Raw genomic sequence first — 20,935 nt, forward strand, 5'->3', positions numbered from 1 at the left:
CCTGCGGGGTCAAACGAGTTCGATGGCCATCGCTGTCGCTTCGCCGCCGCCGATACACAGGCTGGCTACGCCGCGCTTGCCGCCGGTCTGGCGCAACGCACCGATGAGCGTGACCAGGATGCGGGCGCCGGAGGCGCCGATCGGGTGGCCGAGCGCACAGGCGCCGCCATGAATATTGACCTTCTCGTGCGGCAGGTTGAACTCGTGCATCGCGGCCATCGTGACGACCGCGAAGGCTTCGTTGATTTCATACAGATCGACGTCGTTCGTCGACCAGCCGGTATTCTCGAAGAGCTTGCGCATCGCGCCGACCGGCGCCGTGGTGAAGAGGCCCGGCTGTTGGGCGAAGGTGGTGTGTCCGGCGATGCGCGCGAGCGGCGCGAGGCCGAGACGTTTGGCCGTCGATTCGCGCATCAGTACCAAGGCCGCGGCACCATCCGAGATCGACGACGAATTTGCCGCTGTCACCGTGCCGTCCTTGCGGAAGGCTGCCTTGAGCGTCGGGATCTTTTCGGGGTTGGCCTTGAACGGCTGCTCGTCCTGATCGACCACCGTGTCGCCCTTGCGACCCGGTACCGTCACCGCCGCGATTTCCCACGAGAACGCGCCGTCCTTCGTGGCCTTTTGCGCGCGTTCGAGCGAGGCGATGGCGAAGGCGTCCTGGGCCTCGCGGGTGAAGACGTAACGGTCGGCGCATTCCTCGGCGAAGGTGCCCATCAGGCGGCCCTTGTCGTAGGCGTCTTCCAGACCGTCGTAAAACATGTGGTCGATGACCTGGCCGTGTCCCATGCGCATGCCGGTGCGTGCCTTCGGCAGCAGATACGGGGCATTGCTCATGCTTTCCATGCCACCGGCGACGATCACGTCGGCGCTGCCGGCCACGAGCATGTCGTGCGCGAACATGGCGGCGCGCATGCCCGACCCGCACATCTTGTTGACGGTGGTCGCCCCGGCGGCGAGCGGCAGACCGGCGCCGAGCGTGGCCTGACGCGCAGGCGCCTGACCCTGGCCGGCGGGCAGCACGCAGCCCATGACCACTTCGTCGACCTGCTCGGGTTGGATTCCGGCGCGTGCGACGGCGGCGCGAATGGCGGCGGCACCCAGTTGCGGTGCGGTCACATCGCCGAATACCCCTTGCAGGCCGCCCATCGGCGTGCGCGCGGCGGAAACGATAACGATCGGGTCGTGTTGCATGGCAGTCTCCTGTAATTGCTTGCGGGGGCCGACGATCGTCCTTGCGAACCGGGTCGTCAGCCCCTGAATATCCAATGCTTCAGTCCTTGCATCGTCCGCGCGCCCGGCGAGGGGTGTCCGGCGTGGCCGGGCAACGTGGCTCGCTCAGGCGCGCGGATTGCGTAATTCGGCCATCGCGGCCACGCAGCGGTCGTAAATGCGCGGCAGGGCTTCGAGGCTGTTGACCGACATGCGCAGGTCGCGCACCAGCCCGTCGCGCAGGCCGTACACCCAGCCGTGCACCGTTACGGGCTGATTGCGGGCCCAGGCGTCGCGCAATACCGTCGTATGACAGATATTGACCACCTGCTCGATGGCGTTCAGTTCGCACAGTCGGTCGTGACGCGCGTCGCGCGACGGCAGCGCGTCGATTTGCTCGACGTGGCGCTCGTACACATCGCGCACGTGGCGCAGCCAGTTGTCGACGAGGCCCATCTTCGCGCCGTCGAGCGCCGCGCCTACGCCGCCGCAACCGTAATGGCCGACCACCATGATGTGGCGAACCTTCAGCACTTCGACGGCGAACTGCAATACCGACAGACAGTTCAGATCGCTGTGCACCACGACGTTCGCGATATTGCGGTGGACGAACACTTCGCCCGGCGCGAGGCCCGTGATCTGGTTAGCCGGCACGCGCGAGTCCGAGCAGCCGATCCAGAGGTACTCCGGCGTTTGCAGCTTTGACAACCGCTCGAAAAATGCGGGATCTTCCGCGTTCACGCTGGCGACCCAGGCGCGGTTGTTATCGAGCAGATGGAGGAGAGGTTGGTCTTTGTCTTCGGTCATGATCGTGTCATCCGGTGAACGTGTCGTGTGCTGGGAGACATCGCATGCTCAAGCGGCCGCCGCGCGGGGCGGGGCGCTGGTGGCACCGTGGCCGGTGCCGTAGCGATTGACGAAACGCAGCGAGACATCGTACGGATAGAAGTCGTGCATCTGTCCGGCTCGCACCCGGTCCTGGTAGTCCTGCCACAGGCCGGGGTCGAAAAAATCCGGATGATGCTGGCTCAGGGAGTGCCGCACGCGCGCGTCTCCTGTCAGAAACGTCTCGAACGTCTGCGGAAACACGTCGTGCGGGCCTACACGGTACCAGACTTCCCCCGACATCGCCTCTTCTTCGTTACGGGGTTCCGGCACTCGACGGATGTGGCAATCCGTCAGATATTCCAGTTCATCGTAGTCGTAAAAGACCACCCGGCCGTGGCGCGTGACACCGAAATTCTTGTACAGCAGATCGCCGGGGAAGATGTTCGCCGCCATCAGCTCCTTCACCGCGTTGCCGTACTCGCGCATGGCGTGGTCGACCTCGGCGTCCGATGCCGTTTGCAGCCACAGATTGAGCGGCGTCATGCGGCGCTCGATGTAGCAGTGGCGGATCACGAGGGCGTCACCGTCGACTTCGAGCTGCGAGGGCACCTCGCGCTGGAGTTCGGCGAGCAGGGCGTCGTCGAAACGCGCGCGCGGGAAGGCCACGCTCGAGAACTCCAGCGTATCGGCCATCCGGCCCACGCGATCATGCTGCTTGACCATCAGGTACTTCGCTTTCACCTGCTCGCGCGTGGTCTCCTTGGGTGGCGCGAAGCGCTCGCGAATCACTTTGAATACGTACGGATACGAGGGCAGCGTGAAAACCAGCATGACCAGCCCGCGAATGCCCGGCGCGCTCACGAACAGGTCGCTCGAATGCTTCAGGTGATGCAGGAAATCGCGATAGAACAGGTTCTTGCCGTGTTTCTGCAGACCGACCGACGTATAGATCTCCGCTTTCGGCTTGCCCGGCATGATCGTGCGCAGGAACTGCACGTAGGCCGACGGCACTTCCATATCGACCATGAAATAGGCATGTGTGAAGCCGAACACCACGCGGAGTTCCTCGCGGCGCAGCAGAGCGGCGTCGAGCGTCAGCATGCCGTTCGCGTCGTGCATGATCGTCAGGGCGAAGGGCGTGGTCACATCGCCGTTCACGATACGTCCCACGATATAGGCGGCCTTGTTCCGGAAGAACAGCGACGCGAGCACATGAATCTGGAAATTCGGCGCGGGCACGAAGTCGCCGAGCGTCTCATCGAGGGCGCGCATCACATAACCGACGTCGCGCGTCAGATCGGCAAACGGGCGTTTGAGCTGGAAATTCGTGACGATGCGCGCGATCGTGGGGGCCATGCCGTCTTGCGCCGGGTAATAGACGCGATACGTCGGCTTCGCGGCGGGCGCGTCGTTCTCGATGTACTCCGTCGCCACGGCGGGGCGCACGAAGATGAAGCGGTTGTTGAAATACGAACGGTGCAGGATCTTGCAGCACACCGAGTTGAAAAACGTCTCGGCCAGCTCCGGCTGACGGTGCTCGGTGAGCAAGCCGATGTAATGCAGCTTCACTTGCTGCCAGACATCGTCGTCGAGCGACTGGGCGTCGAACTCGTCTTCGAGCGTCACGACGCATTCGCGCACGCGTTCGTCGTAATAGGCGATGCGGTCGCGCTGGAGCTTCTGGATACCCATGAAATCGCCCGCCTCGAAACACGCCTGCGCCGCGATGCATACATCGCGGAAAATGCGGTAATGCTTGTCGAAGCCCTCCAGCATCGTGCGGGCGACATCGTAAGCAAACTGCGACGACAGGAGTTTCGGGAAGTGATTCATACCGGTCGGGACAGGCGCAGGGGCGATCTCAAGGGATTGTAGCGCCGCTGCCTGCGCCTGAATGTCAGTCGATGTGTCGTGGGCTTACATCGTTTCCGCGAACAACTCGCGGCCGATCAGCATGCGGCGGATCTCCGACGTGCCCGCGCCGATTTCGTAAAGCTTCGCGTCGCGCCACAGGCGGCCGACCGGGTACTCGTTGATATAGCCGTTGCCGCCCAGAATCTGGATTGCCTCGCCGGCCATCCACGTCGCCTTTTCGGCCGTGTACAGAATCATCCCCGCGCAGTCCTTGCGCACCTGACGCACGTGATCGCGACCGAGCGAATCGAGCTGGCGGCCCACCGCGTAGAGATACGCGCGGCTTGCCTGCAGAATCGTGTACATGTCCGCGACCTTGCCCTGGATGAGCTGGAACTCTCCGATCGACTGGCCGAACTGCTTGCGGTCGTGGATATAGGGCACGACCACGTCCATGGCCGCCTGCATGATGCCCAGCGGGCCGCCGGCGAGCACCGCGCGCTCATAGTCCAGACCGCTCATGAGCACCTTCGTGCCGCCGCCGACCTGGCCCAGCACGTTCTCCTCCGGCACCTCCACGTTCTCGAACACCAGCTCACCCGTGTGCGAGCCGCGCATGCCGAGCTTGTCCAGCTTCTGCGCGACCGAGAATCCCTTCATGCCCTTCTCGACAAGGAAGGCCGTCATGCCGCGGGCGCCCGCTTCCGGATCGGTCTTGCCGTAGACGACCAGCGTGTCGCAGTCCGGGCCGTTCGTGATCCACATCTTCGTGCCGTTGAGCACGAAGCGGTCGCCGCGCTTCTCGGCACGCAGCTTCATGCTGACCACGTCCGAGCCGGCGTTCGGCTCGCTCATCGCGAGGGCGCCGATATGCTCCCCCGACACCAGCTTGGGCAAGTACTTCGCCTTTTGCGCGGCGGTGCCATTGCGGTGGATCTGGTTGACGCAGAGGTTCGAGTGCGCGCCGTACGACAGGCCGATCGACGCCGAGGCGCGCGAGATTTCCTCCATCGCGATCATGTGGGCCAGATAGCCCATGTTCGCGCCGCCGTACTCTTCCGAAACCGTCATGCCGAGCACGCCGAGGTCGCCCATCTTGCGCCAGAGGTCCATCGGGAACTGGTCGGTGCGGTCCACTTCGCCTGCGCGCGGGGCGATTTCCTTGGACGCGAAGTTCGCGACCGATTCGCGCAGCATATCGAGGTCTTCGCCGAGCATGAAATTGAGTCCGGGCAACAGGGTCATGACACAGTCTCCAGAGGGTGGCGCGTGGCCGTTAGCCCGCGCATGGGTTCGATGGTGCGGCTGATGAGGTTGATTCGGTGATCCGGTGGCGGGGGCGCTCAGCGAGTCTTGGGAGACGACGTTGCCGAGGGACTTGCCGCCAGCACGAACAGCGTTTGCTGCATCAGTGCGCAAAGCGTCCATTTGTCGTCGTCGACAACGAACAGTTCGGCGGTGGCGACGATCAGCGTGCGACCGGCTTTCACGACCTGGCCGCGTCCGATCAGTGTATCGCCCTTGCCGGGCGCGAGAATGTTCAGTTTGTATTCGGCGGTGACCAGTTCCTGGTCCGGCGAGATGCGGGTGTAGCCTGCGTAGCCGCCGGCGGAGTCCGCGATGGCGCCGATCACTCCCCCGTGGAAAAAGCCGTGCTGCTGGTTGACCTTGTCCGAGAACGGCAGCGAGATTTCGCAGTGTCCGTCGGCAAGATGCGAGAGCAACGCGCCCCAATGCGTCATGACGCCCTGTTGGTCGAAGCTGGCGCGGATTTTTGCGGCGACGGCGTCGTCGAGCGGTGCAGCGTGAGAGACAGGGAGGTTGGCCATGATGGGAGCGAAAGTACGGACAAAGCCGAGTGCCCAGATATTACTTTACGTTTACGTAAACGTAAAGTAAGGGCTTTCCAGCATCGAAAGCGCGAAGGTCGGCCGGGCGGGAGGCGACCCCGGACAGGATGCAGGGCGAGGCGGGTTGAGGCGGGTTGGGGCAGTAAGTGGTTGAAACCGAGGCCGACGCCAAGGCCGAAACAGAAGTCGAAACCTGACGAATCAGTGCGACACGGACGTCGTCTTCGACCGTTGAGCGACGTCGGCGGGTGCGGCTTCGCCGGCAGCCTCGAGCAGCGCGAGACATTGGGCTTCGTGTTGCGCGACCTCGTCGAGCGTGGCGTGAAGGTCTTCGAGTTGCTGCTCGAGCACCTGCCGATGCTGGGACAGCGTTTCGAGGAACACGCGAAGCTGGGACACCGTATCCTTGGGCGACTCGTAGAGATCGAGAATCGACTTGATCTCCGAGAGCGTGAGTCCTAGACGTTTGCCGCGCAGCGTCAGCTTCAGACGCGTGCGATCCTGCCCGGTGTAGACGCGGTGGCGCCCGCCGGGACCTTCGCGGGCCGGTGTGAGCAGCCCCTGATCCTCGTAGAAACGGATCGCGCGGGGCGTAATGTCGAACTCGCGGGCAAGCTCGGTAATCGTGTATGTGAGCATCGGGTTAAGCAGGTGCTTACCATTGCAGATAGAATTGCCGTTTACGTTAGCGTCAAGTTGCTTCCTATGCAATCGGTGACGGCGTTAACCGATAACGACAGAACAAGTCCATCTGGAGCGTGGTCCTCGTGAATGCCCTTGAACAACAACTGAATTACCCCCTCGGAGAATTCTTGCCGGAAGGCGGCACCGTGCACGAAGTGGCGCCAGGCGTCTTCTGGGTGCGCATGCCGCTGCCGTTCGTGCTCGATCACATCAACCTGTGGTTGCTGCGCGACGATATTGACGGCGTCAAAGGCTGGACCGTCGTCGATTGCGGCATCACCCATCCGCAGATCAAGGCCTATTGGGAACAAGTGTTCGAGAACGCGCTCGGCGGCGAGCCGGTTCTGCGTGTCGTCGTCACGCATTGCCACCCCGATCACCTCGGCCTCGCGCACTGGATCTGCAAGGGCGGCGACAAACCCCGCTGGTCGGCCCGGCTCGCCATGTCGCAGGGCGACTACGCATGGGGCCGCCTCATGTCGGAGGCCGTCAACAACAACGCCGCCAATGCCGGCGGAGAGTTCGCCGTGGCGCACTTTATTTCGCATGGTCTCGCCGATGAGGCCATGATCGACCAGATCCGCCACCGCAAGACCTACTTCAGCGATCTCGTGCCCGAAGTGCCGTCGCGCTTCTTCCGCTTGCGCGATGGCGAGGCCCTGCGCATCGGCGGCAGCGACTGGCGTTTGATCGCGGGTTATGGCCACTCGCCGGAGCACATGGCGCTGTACTCCGAACAGCACAACGTGCTCATCTCCGGCGATATGGTGCTGCCGCGCATCTCGACCAATGTCAGCGTCTTTGACATCGAACCCGAAGCCAACTCGCTGCAACTGTTCCTCGACTCGCTCGGCGTCTATCTCGATCTGCCCGCCGATTGTCTCGTGCTGCCCTCGCATGGCCGGCCGTTCACCGGACTGCACACCCGCATCGGCCAACTGCGCGATCACCACACCGCGCGGCTGCAGGAGGTGCGCGACGCCTGCGCCCGGTCGCCGCAAAGCGCGGGCGATATCGTGCCGATCATGTTCCATCGCAAGCTCGATGCGCACCAGACCACCTTCGCCATGGGCGAAGCGCTGGCGCACCTGCACATGCTCTGGCGTTCGGGGGAACTCAAGCGCGAGCAGGATGCGAAGGGCGTCTGGCGCTTTTCCCCAGTTTGATCGGACCTGCGTGACCGACCTGCACGGAGACCTGCCTTCGCGGCAGGTGCGAGTGACAGGTACGAGCGACAGGTGCGAGCGTCGCATATGATCGGCCGACTGGATCGGTTGACCAGAAAACAATGCCCCGGTGACCGAATCAGGTCGCCGGGGCATTGCTTTTGCGCGCGTGCTTTCGGCGTCGCGTGCGACGTCAGGCGTGCTGCGTCGATGCCGCCGTGTTGCGGCCGTCGCGACCAAGCAAACCGTACGTCACCAGGCTGATCGTCACCGTCATCAGAATGTAATACGCGGGGGCCAGCGGGTTCTGCGTCGCCTTGATCAGGTACGTGATCCAGAACGGCGCGAGACCGCCGAACAACATCACCGAGACGTTGTAGAGAATCGAGACGCCCGTCGAGCGCACGCCGACCGGGAACACCTCGGTGACCGCCGTCGGGAACGCGCCCCACACGAAGCCCATGCAGACGGCCGGCAGAATCTGCGCGAGCAGCAGATTGCCCATCGACGGCGCACCGTGCAGCCGCGTGAACATCCAGAACGACGTCAGGCCGTAGAGCAGCACGAACAGCAGAATCAGCGGTTTGCGGCCCACGCGATCCGAAATCCAGCCCGTGAGCGGGCACAGCGCGGCGATCAGCATGGCGGCGATGAACGTCGACAGGCTCGCGGCGCCCTGCGTCAATCCCAACTGCTTGACTGCGTAGATCGGCGTATAGATCAGCGTGACGTAGAACGACGTCGTTGCGGCAACCGTCAGGCCGAAGCCGGCGATGAGGGCGCGATAGTGATGCGAGAAGACGTCGGCGAGCGGTGTGCGGCGGGTCGGTGCACGCGCGGCCGCGTAGGCCAGAAACTCTGGCGACTCGGTCATGCGACGTCGAATATAAAAACCCACCGGACCGATCAGAATCCCGAACAGAAACGGAAGCCGCCAGCCCCACGATTCGAGTGCCTCCTTGGTGAGCGACGTGTTGAGCACATACGCGCACAGCCCGGCGAACGCGACGGCCAGTGCCTGCGAGCACATTTGAAAACTGCCGTAGAAGCCGCGCAGGTGGGGCGGCGAAAACTCGATGAGCATGGCCGTCGAGCCGCCGAATTCACCGCCCGCCGAGAAGCCCTGAATGACGCGTGCCAGCAGGATAAGCAGCGGCGCGGCGAAGCCGATCGCCGCATACGTCGGCGCGATGCCGATCAGGCCCGTGCCCAGCGCCATGAGCAACACCATGACCGAGAGCGCCGACTTGCGCCCGGCCCGGTCGGCGTACAAACCGAATGCGAGCCCGCCGATGGGACGGAAGAAGAACGCTACGCCAAGCGACGCCACACTCGCGAGCAGCGAGTTCGTATCGTTTTCCGCAGGGAAGAAGAGTTTCGCGATGATGACCGCGAAGAGACCGTAGACCGTAAAGTCGAACCACTCGAATGCATTGCCCAGCGTGGAACCGATCACCGCTTTGCGTCGCAGTGCCGGATCGATGACCGGCGCGCCGGTGGGGGTTGCCTGCATATGCCTCTCCTGCTTGGTTGGGCGTGCCGCAGTCGGATCGGTCTGCTAACGTCCGTCGACATCCGTCCGCTCGCTGACGGCAAGACCGGTTTAACGTCGTGTGTACCTCTATCGAAGTTACACAAGCACTCTAGCGCAGGTTCGCAATGCACCACAACGGTTCAATAATCCGCGCTGCCACGGCGGCCGGCGCGTGTTCCAAGGGAGAAACTTGGGCGTGTCGGACTATCGATTCCCGCGGCTGCCTTTCCACCGGTAGTCTCGTTGACCGACCCATTCCCACGTGCCGGTGTAGGGGTTGAACTCGTAGCCTTCCCGGTATTCGCTGGTGTAGCAGCCGCCCTTCTGCAGATAGCATTTCTCGCTCAGGAAGTGAGCGGCATCGCGCGACGTGCGTGGTCGCGCCTGCGGCACGACGATGTATGGCTGCGCGGGCGCGATGACGACGGGCGGTCGCGGCGCAATGATGACGGGGGCGGGCGCGATGATGGTGGGCGCCGGCGTCACGATCACCGGTGCAGGGGCGACGACCATGGGGGCGGGCGCGACGAGGGTCGGGGCGGGGCGGATGTACGACTCCGGCGGGCCGACGATTTGCCAGTTGCCAGGGTCCAACGCCGCGCACCCGGAAACCATCAGGGCAAGCGGCAGGCTAAGGATGAGGGCGATGCGTCGGTGTAGCGCGACGCCGCGATTGGGGCAAGCGCGTGACGCGGCTTGCGTTGACATGGCGTTCATGGGGACGTCGCGCGTTAGGGATTCGGAGCAATGTAACGCGTGACATTGAGCTTCCCCCGGTTTCACCCTTGGATTTGGGGAATATCCCTGCGTTGGCCGCTATTTGGGGCCTGTTGAGGGATCGTCGGGCGGCGGGTCGGCATGGGCCGAGGGGGCGTTTTGTACGTTGCGCTCGGACAACCGTGGCTTTCGCGGCGCACGGGCGAAGAGCACGTCGTAAAGCCAGCGCGGCAGGCATCGCATGACGCAGGCCACCACGCCCATTGGCCACGGCAGCACCACGAAGCGCTTGCGTCGAGCGATCGCCGCGGCCGCCTTGCGCGCGAACGTGTCCGGGGGCATCAGGAACGGCATCGGAAACGGATTGCCATCCGTCATTGGCGTGCGAATGTAGCCGGGCGCAATCGTCACGACCGCGACCTTGGCGGCGCGTAATTCCACTCGCAGGCTTTCGAGGTACGTCATCGCGGCGGCCTTCGATGCGCTGTAGGCGCCATGCCCGGGCAGACCGCGCACACCGGCCACGCTGCCGATACCGACGAGCGTGCCGTGCTTGCGTTCGCGCATTGGCGCGACGAAGGGGCTGAACGTGGCCACCATCGCCAGCCAGTTGGTGTCCATGACCGACGCAAAGTGCGGCAGATCGGCCGGGTCTTCAGTCGTCACGCCGTGGCTGATGCCGGCATTCGCGATAACGATGTCCGGTACGCCGTGACGCGCCATGAAGTCGTCGGCCGCCGCGCGCAACGCGAGCGCGTCACGCACGTCGAGCGCGTAGCTATGTACGGCATGCGGATGGGGGAGCGAGGCGGCCAGATCGGCGAGCCTGTCGCCGCGTCGGCCCACCAGCCCGAGGATGGCGCCCTGCGCGGCGTAGTGGCGTGCGAGTGCTTCGCCCAATCCACTCGAGGCGCCCGTGATAAAGACCTTCGGTGATGTCGTGTGTGTTGCCATCTAATGCAAAAGCCCGGCCGGGGCCGGGCTGGGTGAGCGGCGAAGCTTACAGCTTCTTCGCGCGGATCTGGTTGATGATGGCGTCGGCCGTCTTGAGCGCCGCATCGAACGTCTGCTGCTCGGTCGTGGCCGGCTTGCCGGCCTTTTGCAGGGCGTCGCCCGAGGTGGCCGGCGAGACCAGGTACTTGCCCTGGATCGCGATCGTCGGCACGCCGTCGATCTTGTAGTCCTGCCACGTCTTGTTGGCCGTCTTCACGCTGGCCTGGGTCGAGAAGCCGTTATAGGCGTCGAGATACTTCTGCTTGTCGATGCCGAACTGCGTGAGGAAGTCGGCCTGGGTCTGCGCCGTCAGCAGATAGTTGTGCTTGACGTGGATCTCGTTGAAGACCTTCGGCGTGAGTTCGGCTTCGCGGCCCAGCGCGCGGAGTGCGTAGAACATACGGGTGTGCGGCTCGAAGCGGTCCTGGAAGGCGACCGGCACGCGCTTGAACACGACATCCTTGCCTTGCTTCTTGACCCACGCTTCCAGCGACGGTTCGAGCGCATTGCAGTGCGGGCAGCCATACCAGAAGAATTCGGTGACTTCGATTTTGCCCGCGCCGGCCGACGTGGGCTGTGCTTGCGGCAACACCAGGTAATCGGTTCCCGCGACCGGGGCTTCGGGCGAGGCCGAGGCGGCGCCGCAAAGGAAACCGAAAGACAGCAGAACGGTACCAAGAAGTTTTTTCATGATCGTTGTTGAGGAGTGAGGCAGACGCGCCAGCCATCGGTTGGTCGGCGTTCCTGCGAAACCATATCCCGGATTCAGACAGATAAGCTAGTGCGTATGACCAGCGCCGCGCTGCCGGGTTCAACCTCCCGGCAACCCCGGCGTTTCCCGAGCGATGCCGCCGGTGGGGCATGCATTCCGCACGGGCGCGACGCGGTGCCGGGCGACGAAACAAAAGGCGTTGCCCTTATCGAGCAACGCCTCTTGCGTTTATTGCTTCGTGAAGCGGATCACGGCCGTGTCGTAGCCACCATCCTGCAGGCGCTGACGCACATGGTTCATCTCGTCGAGCTTGCCATACGGGCCGAGGCGCACGCGGTAGAGCGTCAGACCGTTGGCATCGCGCTGCGTGACTTTCGCCTCGAAGCCCGAGAGCGCCAACTTGGCGCGCAGTTGCTCGGCGTCGCTCTGCGACTTGAATGCGCCGACTTGCAGGTAGTAGCCCGTGTTGGCGGTGTCCGTCGCGCTGGCGGGCGGCGTGGTCTGCGGCGCGACCGGCACCGTCGACTTGCCGCTGAGAATATCGGCGGGCGACGGCTTTGTCGGGGCCGGTGCCGTGGGCGCGGACGCGGTGGGCGACGTGACCGGTGTGCCGGGTACGAGCGGCGACGTCACGGCCTGCGAGGCCGACTCCGGCCCGGCCACGGCCGACGCGGCGCCCGGCAGCGGCGTGCGCGGCTGCAGCGACTTGTTCGGATCGGGCGCTTGCGCGGCCGGCGAGTTATCGGCCGGGCGCGGCGGCGTCTTTTCGACGAATGGGGTCGGCGTCTTCGTGATGTAGAGCGCGACGACGACGGCAACGGCCAGCCCAACGATCAGGCCGAGCACGATGCCCAGAAAAGTACCGCCCCGCTGGCGGGGAGGCCGACGTGTGTGTGCCATCGAGTCGATTCCGTCCTTACAGAGTTCCGATGCGTTTGCCGTTCGGAAGGGTTGGATAACTGGGGCTTACATCTTGGCCGGGGTCGACACGCCCAGCACGGCAAGACCGTTGCGCAGCACCTGACGCGTGGCCGCCAGCAGCGCCAGACGCGCGTGCTTGACGGTCTCGTCGTCGACCAGCACGCGATCGGCGTTGTAGAAGGAGTGGAACGCCCCCGCCAGATCCCGCAGATAGAAGGCCACGGCGTGCGGCGCAAGTTCCTCGGCCGCGCGTGTGAGCATGTCCGGGTATTCGGCGAGCAGTTGCAGCAGCGCGAGCGCGCGTTCGCTGTCGAGCGGCGCGAGGTCGGCGTGGGCCAAACGGGCGTCGTCGCCGCCCCATTGCGTGAGGATCGAGCAGATGCGGGCGTGCGCATACTGCACGTAGTACACCGGGTTCTCGTCGTTCTGCTTGAGCGCGAGATCCACGTCGAACACGAATTCGGTGTCCGCCTTGCGCGAAATTAGGAAGAAGCGCACGGCGTCGCGGCCACGGCGCAGGGCGGCTTCACGCTCGGCCGGATCCGTGACCGGGGTTTCGGCCGTGATGCCGCCCGACCACTCGATCAGGTCGCGCACCGTCACGTAGCTGCCCGCGCGCTTGGAGATCTTCACCTCTTCGCCGTGGCGCATAACGGTGACCATCTTGTGCAGCACGTAGTCGGGGTAGCCCGTCGGAATGCCGATGCCCAGGGCCTGCAACCCCGCGCGCACGCGGGCGATAGTGCCGTGGTGGTCCGACCCCTGCACGTTGATGACTTGATGGAAGCCGCGCGCCCACTTGCGGGTGTGATAGGCAACGTCCGGCACGAAGTACGTGTACGTGCCGTCGGACTTGCGCATCACGCGGTCCTTGTCGTCGCCGTAATCGGTCGTGCGCAGCCACAGCGCGCCGTCCTGTTCGTACGTCACGCCCGCGTCGACGAGCGCCTGCACCGTGCGCTCGACACTGCCGTCGGCATAGAGCGACGACTCGAGGTAGTACTGATCGAAGCGCACACCGAAGGTCTGCAGATCGATGTCCTGCTCGCGGCGCAGATAGGCCACGGCGAATGCGCGGATCGAATCGATGTCCTCGATGTCGCCGCTGCCGGTGACCGGGGCGCCGTCGGAGGCCTGCACGGTCTTGCGTGCGAGGAAGTCTTGTGCGATGTCGCCGATGTAGTCGCCGTTGTAGGCCGATTCCGGCCACTCGGCGTCGCCCGGCTTGAGGCCGCGTGCGCGCGCCTGCACCGAGGTGGCGAGCGTCTGGATCTGCACGCCGGCGTCGTTGTAATAGAACTCGCGATGGACCGGATGGCCTTGCGTGCCCAGCAGCGCCGAGATCGTGTCGCCGAGCGCGGCCTGACGGCCGTGACCCACGTGCAGCGGGCCGGTCGGGTTGGCCGAGACGAACTCGACGAGCACCGGCGCGTCGTCGTGGCGCACAGCGCAGTGGCCGAAGGCGGCGCCTTCGGTCAGGATCGCGCGCGCCACCGACTGCTTCGCGGCGTTGGCCAGACGCAGGTTGATGAAGCCGGGGCCGGCGATCTCAACCGCGTCGACGAGTCCGCTCGCGCGGGCGTCGGCGAGGATGGCGTCGGCAATCTTCTGGGCCAGCTCGCGCGGATTGGCGCGCAGCGGCTTCGCGAGTTGCATTGCCACGTTGCAGGCCAGATCGCCATGCGCGGCGACTTTCGGGCGTTCGAGCAGGATAGTCGGCAAGGCCGGCGCATTTTGCGCGGGGGTCGCAGTGCCGTCTGCGGGCATCAGACCGGCGACGACGTCGCCGATCAGCGCGACGAGAGCATTCTTTTGTGCAGGTAGCATTGGCGGGTGTTTCGGGTGCGTCCGGACGCGTCCGGACAGGCAATTGAATCGTCAGCACCGGATTTTAACAGGTGTATGATGAAGTCACGGTACCCGCTGATCCCACGCGTTGCGTGACATGCGCTCGGGGCGGCGGAGGGGGTCACAACGCCAATAGGGAGACAACCATGCTGGTAACGTTCAAGTCGCACGCTTCGCCCACAATCACCATGCTGGAAAATCTCGCGCAGTTTCTGCTCGGGCTGGTCGGCAAGAAGCTTGGCGAGCGCGGTGCCATCGGCGAGGACGAAATGGGCGAGGCCATTGCGAAGCTGGAAGCCGCCATCGCGGAAGACAATGCCGCCGCGAAGAAGGAAAACGAAGGCAAGAAGTCCGGCGAACGAGAGGAAGAGGATCGTCTGCGCCTGGCGCAACGTGCGTATCCGCTGCTCGATATGCTGCGCGAGTCCCGCAAGGAAAACGTCGCCGTGATGTGGGAGACTGGCCGCCGCTAAGCGGTCGAAGGCAACGGCAGGCCCTCGCAGACAGCGCAGGGCAGGCGCCCCCCCCCTCGTCCGGCACGACGCGCCCCTCGTCCGAGCGCGTCGCTCGCCAACCCTCTCGCTTTCGCGTGAGTTCCCCGTCCCGGAATCTGCAACTTTCAGTGCCAGCGATCGATGCGGCGACGCCCTCACATGGGCCGTCATCGCGCATCACTCGGCATGTTTCCCCTAGTCGTCCGAACGGCTCGACCAGAACACCTGATTCACCCCCGGCAGCGTTTCCAAATGATCGGAGAGGGCGTCGAGTTCGCCAGCCTGCACGGCGGTGGGCAGCAACAGCGCTTCGATCTCGACGTCGGCTTCGCCGAACGGGTGAATATCGAGCGCGCGCACGGGATAGTTCGACGCTTCGAGCCAGGCTTCCACCTTGTCGAGCACTTCTCGTTGCGTCGTGCGGGCGCAGATGACGGACAGCGCGTAAGTCGCCTCCGACGTCGCCTCGTTGATCGGGGCGCGGTTGATGCGGTTCACAACCGGACGCAGCAACGTATTGGCCGCCAGCACGAAGCCCGCGACGACGACTGCTTCGACGATCAGACTGGCCCCGGCGGCGGCGCCCACGGCGGCCGAGCCCCATAACGTGGCGGCGGTGTTCAGGCCGCGCACCGAGGCGCCGTCTTTCATGATGGCGCCGGCCCCGAGGAAGCCGACCCCCGACACGACGTAGGCAATCACGCGCGTATCGCCGGGCATGAGCCGCATCGACAAGTCGACGAAGGCGGCGGCCCCCACGGCCACGAGCACGTTGGTGCGAAGACCGGCCGTGCGCTGGCGGACCTGACGCTCCACACCGATGATCGTGCCCAGGATAAACGCGACGAGCAGCGAGACGGCTGTGTTGAGCAGCGGCAGGAGGTGGAAATTCTGAATGCTTTGCAATGCGTGCATGGAACCTCTCGAAGTGAGCCGGTCGACAGATGGCAAGGCGCCGGTGGCCGAGGATCCGATCTGCCGGCTCAGCCCGAACGGGCGGGACACTACGCGTCGGTTGCGACAGGGGCGTGACACCGGCGTCGGCGTGCAGTCGTCATGCCGCCCACCGGGTCACGCGAAGGCATGCGATTACGACAGTTGCGGGGCCAGCAGGCGCCGGGCGGTGGCCTCGTCCACGTTGGCGCGTTCCATGAAGTCCTCGACCTGATCGGGGCCGATCTTGCCGACGCTGAAGTACGTGCTGTCCGGATGCGACAGGTAGAAGCCCGAGACGCTCGCGGCGGGCAGCATGGCGAGCGATTCCGTCACACTCATGCCGACTTCATGGGCTTGCAGGTAGTGGAACATCGGTCCCTTGACCGAGTGCTCGGGGCAAGCCGGGTAGCCCGGGGCCGGGCGAATGCCGACGTACGCTTCCTTGATGAGGGCATTGTTGTCCAGCTGCTCGCCGCTGGCGTAGCCCCAGAACTCGCGACGCACGCGCGCGTGCATGCACTCGGCGAACGCCTCGGCGAGTCGGTCGGCCAATGCCTTGAGCATGATCGCGCTGTAGTCGTCGTGTGTGGCGAGGAAGCCGGCTTCCTTGGCGTCGACACCGAGACCGGCCGTGACCGCGAACACGCCGATGTAGTCCGCCACCCCGCTGTCCTTGGGCGCGATGAAGTCGGCCAGTGAGCGGTTCGGGCGACGCACGCCGTCGACCACGGGCCGCTCGCTTTGCTGTCGCAGGTTATGCCACGTGAAAGCGACTTCCGAGCGCGACTCGTCCGTATAGATTTCGATGTCGTCGTCGCCGACCACGTTGGCGGGCAGCATCGCGATCACGCCGTTGGCCGTCAGCCAGCGGCCCTTGATCATGCGATCCAGCATCTCCTTGCCGTCCGCGAAGACGCGTTGGGCCGACTCGCCGACGATCGCGTCGCTGAGAATCGCGGGGAAGGGGCCAGCCAGATCCCACGTCTGGAAGAACGGGCCCCAGTCGATGTAGTCCGCCAGTTCAGCCAGGTCGTAGTTCTTGAACACGCGCCGGCCAATGAACTTCGGCTTGGGCGGGACGTACGTCGACCAATCGATCTTGAACTTGTTTTCCCGCGCGGTGGCGAGCGAGACCATCGGCGTGGCCCTGCGATTGGCATGCTGTGCCCGCACGCGCTCGTAATCCGTCTTGACCTCTTCGAGGTATCGCTCGGCGGCTTCGTCCGACAGCAGATTCGAGGCGACCGACACCGAGCGCGACGCGTCGGGCACGTAAATCACGGGGCCGTCATAGTGCGGCGCGATTTTCACGGCCGTGTGCACGCGCGACGTCGTGGCGCCACCAATCATCAGCGGAATGTTGCGCAGGCGGAAGTAATCGTCGCGCTGCATTTCGGAGGCGACGTAGGCCATCTCTTCCAGACTCGGCGTGATGAGACCCGACAGGCCGATGATGTCGGCGCCTTCCTCCTTCGCCTTGGCGAGAATGTCGGCGCAGGGCACCATCACGCCCATGTTCACCACCTCGAAATTGTTGCACTGGAGCACCACGGTCACGATGTTCTTGCCGATGTCGTGCACGTCGCCCTTGACCGTGGCCATCACGATCTTGCCCTTCGAGCGAACGTCTTCCCCGGCGGCGGCCATGCGCGCCTTTTCCTCTTCGATGAACGGTACCAGATGCGCGACGGCCTGCTTCATCACGCGCGCGCTCTTGACGACCTGGGGCAGGAACATCTTGCCCGCGCCGAACAGATCGCCCACGACGTTCATGCCGTCCATGAGCGGGCCCTCGATCACCTGGATCGGACGGCCGCCCGCGGCGTGGATCTTCTGGCGCACTTCTTCCGTGTCGTCGACGATGAACGTGGTGATGCCATGCACCAGCGCATGCGCGAGACGCGCTTCGACCGGCTGGTTGCGCCACTCCAGGTTCTCTTCGCGCCGTTGCGCGCCGCCCTTGAAGCGCTCTGCAATTTCCAGCAGACGCTCGGTACTGTCGTCGCGGCGGTTGAGCACCACGTCTTCGACGCGCTCGCGCAGTTCGGGATCGAGGTTCTCATACACGCCGAGCTGACCGGCGTTGACGATGCCCATGTCCATGCCCGCCTGAATCGCGTGGTACAGGAACACGGTGTGAATCGCTTCGCGCACGAGGTCGTTGCCGCGGAACGAGAACGAGACGTTCGACACCCCGCCGCTGATCTTCGCGCCGGGCAGGTGCGCCTTGATCCAGCGTGTGGCGTTGATGAAGTCGACCGCGTAGTTGTTGTGCTCTTCGATGCCGGTGGCCACCGCGAAGATGTTCGGATCGAAGATGATGTCCTCGGGCGGGAAACCCGCTTCGTCGACGAGCACGCGATAGCTGCGCGCGCAGATCTCGGTCTTGCGCGCGTAGGTGTCGGCCTGCCCGTGTTCGTCGAAGGCCATGACCACGGCGGCGGCGCCGTAACGGCGAATCCGCTTGGCGTGATGCACGAACGCTTCGCGGCCTTCCTTGAGCGAGATCGAGTTGACGATGGCCTTGCCCTGCACGCACTTCAGTCCCGCCTCGATCACTTCCCACTTCGACGAGTCGATCATGATCGGCACGCGCGCGATGTCCGGCTCGGAGGCGATCAGGTTCATGAAGCGCACCATCGCGGCCTTGGAGTCGAGCATCGCCTCGTCCATGTTGATGTCGATGACCTGGGCGCCGTTCTCGACCTGCTGGCGGGCGACCGCGAGGGCTTCATCGAACTGGCCGTTCAGGATCATGCGCGCAAACGCTTTCGAACCCGTGACGTTGGTACGCTCGCCGACGTTGACGAAGAGCGTGCCCGCGCCGATGTTGAAGGGCTCGAGGCCGGACAGGCGCATCGGCTGCACTGGCTCGACGGATTCGACAGGCGTCAGGAAGGGCGTTTGGCTCATGGGGCAATCCGTTCAGTGGTTGGCGCGTTGGCCGTGCCTCGTGCGTGAGAGGCGACGGCGGCGCGCCGGGCTTGCTGCAATCAATCTTGTCTTCGTCGGGCGGACGCTGGCTACGCTCAGGCGTCGTCGCCGTCGTTGCCATCCGTGCCGTCGCCGCCGCCGGTGGGGCGATACTGCGACGGCCAGCGGCGCGGCTTCACGTCAGCCAGCGCCTTCGCGATCTCCGCGATGTGTTCCGGCGTGGTGCCGCAGCAGCCGCCCGCCAGATTCACCAGGCCCGCCTGCGCGAATTCCTTGAGCAGGCTCGACGTCACGTCGGGCGTCTCGTCGAAGCCCGTATCGCTCATCGGGTTGGGCAGGCCGGCGTTCGGGTAGACCGACACGTAGGTGTTGCACAGCTTGGCCAGTTCCGCGATGTACGGACGCATGAGCGTCGCACCGAGCGCGCAGTTCAGGCCAAACGTGAGCGGGCGGGCGTGACGCAGCGAATTCCAGAACGCTTCGACCGTCTGGCCCGACAGAATGCGCCCGGAGGCATCGGTGACGGTGCCCGAGATCATGATCGGCAATACCTCGCCGGTGTCTTCGAACAGCTCGTCGATGGCAAAGAGCGCGGCCTTGGCGTTGAGCGTATCGAAGATCGTCTCGACGAGGAACAGATCGACGCCGCCTTCGAGCAACGACTTGGCTTGCGCGTAGTAGGCGTCGCGCAGTTGGTCGAAGTCGACGTTGCGCGCGCCCGGATCGTTCACGTCCGGGCTGATGCTCGCGGTCTTCGGCGTTGGACCGATGGCGCCGGCGGCGAAGCGTGGCTTGTCGGGCGTGCTGAAGGCATCGCAGGCCTCGCGCGCCAGACGTGCCGACGCGCGGTTCATCTCGTCGGCCAGATCCTCCATGTGATAGTCGCTCTGGGCGATCGTCGTCGCCCCGAACGTATTCGTCTCGAGGATATCGGCGCCTGCCGCAAGGTATTTGCGATGAATCTCGCTGATGATGTCGGGGCGCGTGAGCGAGAGCAGCTCATTGTTGCCCTTGACGTCGTGCGCGAAGTCGGCGAAGCGATCGCCACGGTACTGGGCTTCGCTCAGCTTGTACTGCTGGATCATCGTGCCCATGGCCCCGTCCAGAATCAGGATGCGCGATTCGAGCAGCGCGGGCAGTGCCTGACCCCGCGTGTAGCGTGGCTGTGAGCGGGCCGGAGCCGTGGTCGATGCGGTCCCCGTATGGGCGTTGGCGGCGGATGGGCTAGCGGTGGTCATGACGGACGTCGCCTTGGAGTGGCCGGAAAACCTATAATTGTAATGGTTTTCGCGCCCGCCGCCCGCGCGCCGCCGCCTGCCGGGCGGCGCCGGCGGCGATTCGTGACGCGCGCGCCGCGCCGTCCTGACCCGCTTTCGCCAACGATATGGAATTCCTGCTCCCGAGCGCCGCTCACCAGTTTCTGCAAGCCAAGGCCAATGCCCTGTTCGTCGATTGCCGCAGCGAAATGGAATACTTGTTCGTGGGACACCCGGCCGGGGCGATCCACGTGGCGTGGAACGACGGCCCGGATTGGGAGATCAACCCCCATTTCGTCCAGAGCGTGCGCAAGCTCGCCGGCGCCGGAGGCGAGCGTCCCGTGCTGCTGATCTGTCGCAGCGGCAACCGGAGCACTGCGGCCGGCGAGGCGCTCGAGGCGGCCGGGTTCCGCAACGTGTATGCCGTGCTGCATGGCTTCGAGGGCGATCTGGACGGCACCCATCACCGCAACGCCGTGAACGGGTGGCGCTTCGAAGGACTCCCGTGGGAACAGTGCTGAGGGCCTGCGCGAGGCCATTGCCGTGCGGGATAAGGCGGTGATGCATGACATGCCGGTAAGCTTCGGCGCCATGAAAAAACCCTCGCCGTGGCGAGGGTTGGGTGTGGGTGGCGGCACCGCGTGCGGTGTTGGCGTCAGTGGAGCACGACCGGGTTCGTCATGAAGGTATCGAACTGGCCGAGGAATTCATCGACTTCGTCCTCGGAGGGCTCGCTGGCGATCAACTTCTGCACTTCTTCACGGAATTGCCGGGCAAGCGTGCCGTCGAGAAAAATCTCACGGCCAGCGGTTTTGTCCACGATTTCATAGCCACCGGCAGATAGCGCGTGATCGCCGTTATCCGCGGCAAACTCGACCACATAGTAGTTCGGGCTGTTGTAAATCATGAGCATGGCAACTCTCCTGGTGTTCCTGCATGGTCCTCAGTAACCCACATAGGGGCGACGCGGCGCGATTTCAAGAGGCAGTGCCCCAT

General features: G+C 64.6%; 19 protein-coding genes. 3 read left to right on the top strand and 16 right to left on the bottom strand.

Going from position 1 to position 20,935, the window contains the following annotated elements; all coding sequences use genetic code 11:
* Nucleotides 1-9: 9 nt before the first annotated feature.
* From OYT13_RS01910 to OYT13_RS01935, 6 genes are all read right to left on the bottom strand, one after another.
* Complete coding sequence (locus OYT13_RS01910) at nt 10-1,194, bottom strand: acetyl-CoA C-acetyltransferase (RefSeq protein WP_268567177.1); 1,185 nt, start codon at nt 1,192-1,194, stop codon at nt 10-12.
* Nucleotides 1,195-1,338: 144 nt separating this feature from the next.
* Nucleotides 1,339-2,019, bottom strand: coding sequence for a carbonate dehydratase (can, locus tag OYT13_RS01915; RefSeq protein WP_017231720.1), 681 nt, complete (start codon nt 2,017-2,019; stop codon nt 1,339-1,341).
* A 48-nt stretch (nt 2,020-2,067) separates the two neighbouring features.
* Nucleotides 2,068-3,873, bottom strand: a complete 1,806-nt coding sequence (gene aceK, locus OYT13_RS01920; protein WP_268567178.1) for a bifunctional isocitrate dehydrogenase kinase/phosphatase — start codon at nt 3,871-3,873, stop codon at nt 2,068-2,070.
* An 84-nt stretch (nt 3,874-3,957) separates the two neighbouring features.
* Nucleotides 3,958-5,139 carry an isovaleryl-CoA dehydrogenase gene (locus tag OYT13_RS01925; RefSeq protein WP_268567179.1) on the bottom strand — a complete coding sequence of 394 codons (1,182 nt, stop codon included), beginning with the start codon at nt 5,137-5,139 and terminating at the stop codon, nt 3,958-3,960.
* A 98-nt stretch (nt 5,140-5,237) separates the two neighbouring features.
* Nucleotides 5,238-5,723: a PaaI family thioesterase gene (locus OYT13_RS01930; protein ID WP_017231723.1), complete on the bottom strand. Its 486-nt coding sequence runs from the start codon at nt 5,721-5,723 to the stop codon at nt 5,238-5,240.
* Between the two features lie 222 nt (nt 5,724-5,945).
* Nucleotides 5,946-6,383, bottom strand: a complete 438-nt coding sequence (locus OYT13_RS01935) for a MerR family transcriptional regulator (RefSeq protein ID WP_261939334.1) — start codon at nt 6,381-6,383, stop codon at nt 5,946-5,948.
* Nucleotides 6,384-6,511: 128 nt separating this feature from the next.
* Between OYT13_RS01935 and OYT13_RS01940 the strand changes: the two genes are divergently transcribed.
* The gene (locus tag OYT13_RS01940) at nt 6,512-7,594 is read left to right on the top strand and encodes an MBL fold metallo-hydrolase (protein WP_017231725.1); all 1,083 of its coding nucleotides are present in this window, start codon (nt 6,512-6,514) and stop codon (nt 7,592-7,594) included.
* 193 nt (nt 7,595-7,787) lie between these two features.
* Here the strand turns inward: OYT13_RS01940 and OYT13_RS01945 are convergent, their stop codons facing one another.
* From OYT13_RS01945 to argS, 6 genes are all read right to left on the bottom strand, one after another.
* Entirely contained in the window at nt 7,788-9,107 is a 1,320-nt protein-coding gene (locus tag OYT13_RS01945) for an MFS transporter (RefSeq protein ID WP_150562212.1), read from the bottom strand.
* Nucleotides 9,108-9,332: 225 nt separating this feature from the next.
* Complete coding sequence (locus OYT13_RS01950) at nt 9,333-9,845, bottom strand: hypothetical protein (RefSeq protein ID WP_017231727.1); 513 nt, start codon at nt 9,843-9,845, stop codon at nt 9,333-9,335.
* Between the two features lie 99 nt (nt 9,846-9,944).
* Nucleotides 9,945-10,799 (bottom strand): SDR family oxidoreductase, encoded by an 855-nt coding sequence (locus OYT13_RS01955; protein WP_261939333.1) that lies wholly within the window; start codon nt 10,797-10,799, stop codon nt 9,945-9,947.
* A gap of 46 nt (nt 10,800-10,845) precedes the next feature.
* Nucleotides 10,846-11,529, bottom strand: coding sequence for a thiol:disulfide interchange protein DsbA/DsbL (locus OYT13_RS01960; protein WP_017231729.1), 684 nt, complete (start codon nt 11,527-11,529; stop codon nt 10,846-10,848).
* Nucleotides 11,530-11,778: 249 nt separating this feature from the next.
* Entirely contained in the window at nt 11,779-12,450 is a 672-nt protein-coding gene (locus tag OYT13_RS01965; protein WP_261939332.1) for an SPOR domain-containing protein, read from the bottom strand.
* 66 nt (nt 12,451-12,516) lie between these two features.
* Nucleotides 12,517-14,238, bottom strand: coding sequence for an arginine--tRNA ligase (argS, locus tag OYT13_RS01970; protein ID WP_369751547.1), 1,722 nt, complete (start codon nt 14,236-14,238; stop codon nt 12,517-12,519).
* Nucleotides 14,239-14,465: 227 nt separating this feature from the next.
* Between argS and OYT13_RS01975 the strand changes: the two genes are divergently transcribed.
* Nucleotides 14,466-14,792: a DUF1840 domain-containing protein gene (locus tag OYT13_RS01975; protein WP_017231995.1), complete on the top strand. Its 327-nt coding sequence runs from the start codon at nt 14,466-14,468 to the stop codon at nt 14,790-14,792.
* 216 nt (nt 14,793-15,008) lie between these two features.
* Here OYT13_RS01975 and OYT13_RS01980 read toward each other — a convergent pair whose 3' ends face one another.
* The 3 genes from OYT13_RS01980 to OYT13_RS01990 form a co-directional block, all read right to left on the bottom strand.
* The gene (locus OYT13_RS01980; RefSeq protein WP_026131610.1) at nt 15,009-15,719 is read right to left on the bottom strand and encodes an MgtC/SapB family protein; all 711 of its coding nucleotides are present in this window, start codon (nt 15,717-15,719) and stop codon (nt 15,009-15,011) included.
* 183 nt (nt 15,720-15,902) lie between these two features.
* Nucleotides 15,903-18,608, bottom strand: a complete 2,706-nt coding sequence (gene metH, locus OYT13_RS01985; protein ID WP_232424500.1) for a methionine synthase — start codon at nt 18,606-18,608, stop codon at nt 15,903-15,905.
* A gap of 170 nt (nt 18,609-18,778) precedes the next feature.
* Complete coding sequence (locus OYT13_RS01990) at nt 18,779-19,921, bottom strand: homocysteine S-methyltransferase family protein (RefSeq protein WP_017231998.1); 1,143 nt, start codon at nt 19,919-19,921, stop codon at nt 18,779-18,781.
* A gap of 146 nt (nt 19,922-20,067) precedes the next feature.
* On the opposite strand from OYT13_RS01990, the gene OYT13_RS01995 reads away from it, so the two are divergent.
* Nucleotides 20,068-20,460 (top strand): rhodanese-like domain-containing protein, encoded by a 393-nt coding sequence (locus OYT13_RS01995; protein WP_017231999.1) that lies wholly within the window; start codon nt 20,068-20,070, stop codon nt 20,458-20,460.
* 134 nt (nt 20,461-20,594) lie between these two features.
* Here the strand turns inward: OYT13_RS01995 and OYT13_RS02000 are convergent, their stop codons facing one another.
* Nucleotides 20,595-20,852: a BTH_I0359 family protein gene (locus tag OYT13_RS02000; protein WP_017232000.1), complete on the bottom strand. Its 258-nt coding sequence runs from the start codon at nt 20,850-20,852 to the stop codon at nt 20,595-20,597.
* Nucleotides 20,853-20,935: the final 83 nt, after the last annotated feature.

The organism is Pandoraea sp. XJJ-1 (assembly GCF_026802345.1).
GTDB classification, from domain to species: domain Bacteria; phylum Pseudomonadota; class Gammaproteobacteria; order Burkholderiales; family Burkholderiaceae; genus Pandoraea; species Pandoraea cepalis.

What these genes read in the sequence shown, in the direction of transcription:
- OYT13_RS01945 (WP_150562212.1), bottom strand. Translation starts at nt 9,107, where the DNA reads ATGCAGGCAACCCCCACCGGCGCGCCGGTCATCGATCCGGCACTGCGA.
- can (WP_017231720.1), bottom strand. Translation starts at nt 2,019, where the DNA reads ATGACCGAAGACAAAGACCAACCTCTCCTCCATCTGCTCGATAACAAC.
- metH (WP_232424500.1), bottom strand. Translation starts at nt 18,608, where the DNA reads ATGCGCCTGTCCGGCCTCGAGCCCTTCAACATCGGCGCGGGCACGCTC.
- OYT13_RS01990 (WP_017231998.1), bottom strand. Translation starts at nt 19,921, where the DNA reads ATGACCACCGCTAGCCCATCCGCCGCCAACGCCCATACGGGGACCGCA.
- OYT13_RS01995 (WP_017231999.1), top strand. Translation starts at nt 20,068, where the DNA reads ATGGAATTCCTGCTCCCGAGCGCCGCTCACCAGTTTCTGCAAGCCAAG.
- aceK (WP_268567178.1), bottom strand. Translation starts at nt 3,873, where the DNA reads ATGAATCACTTCCCGAAACTCCTGTCGTCGCAGTTTGCTTACGATGTC.
- argS (WP_369751547.1), bottom strand. Translation starts at nt 14,238, where the DNA reads ATGCCCGCAGACGGCACTGCGACCCCCGCGCAAAATGCGCCGGCCTTG.
- OYT13_RS01960 (WP_017231729.1), bottom strand. Translation starts at nt 11,529, where the DNA reads ATGAAAAAACTTCTTGGTACCGTTCTGCTGTCTTTCGGTTTCCTTTGC.
- OYT13_RS01910 (WP_268567177.1), bottom strand. Translation starts at nt 1,194, where the DNA reads ATGCAACACGACCCGATCGTTATCGTTTCCGCCGCGCGCACGCCGATG.
- OYT13_RS01955 (WP_261939333.1), bottom strand. Translation starts at nt 10,799, where the DNA reads ATGGCAACACACACGACATCACCGAAGGTCTTTATCACGGGCGCCTCG.
- OYT13_RS01950 (WP_017231727.1), bottom strand. Translation starts at nt 9,845, where the DNA reads ATGAACGCCATGTCAACGCAAGCCGCGTCACGCGCTTGCCCCAATCGC.
- OYT13_RS01930 (WP_017231723.1), bottom strand. Translation starts at nt 5,723, where the DNA reads ATGGCCAACCTCCCTGTCTCTCACGCTGCACCGCTCGACGACGCCGTC.
- OYT13_RS01935 (WP_261939334.1), bottom strand. Translation starts at nt 6,383, where the DNA reads ATGCTCACATACACGATTACCGAGCTTGCCCGCGAGTTCGACATTACG.
- OYT13_RS01925 (WP_268567179.1), bottom strand. Translation starts at nt 5,139, where the DNA reads ATGACCCTGTTGCCCGGACTCAATTTCATGCTCGGCGAAGACCTCGAT.
- OYT13_RS01975 (WP_017231995.1), top strand. Translation starts at nt 14,466, where the DNA reads ATGCTGGTAACGTTCAAGTCGCACGCTTCGCCCACAATCACCATGCTG.
- OYT13_RS02000 (WP_017232000.1), bottom strand. Translation starts at nt 20,852, where the DNA reads ATGCTCATGATTTACAACAGCCCGAACTACTATGTGGTCGAGTTTGCC.
- OYT13_RS01965 (WP_261939332.1), bottom strand. Translation starts at nt 12,450, where the DNA reads ATGGCACACACACGTCGGCCTCCCCGCCAGCGGGGCGGTACTTTTCTG.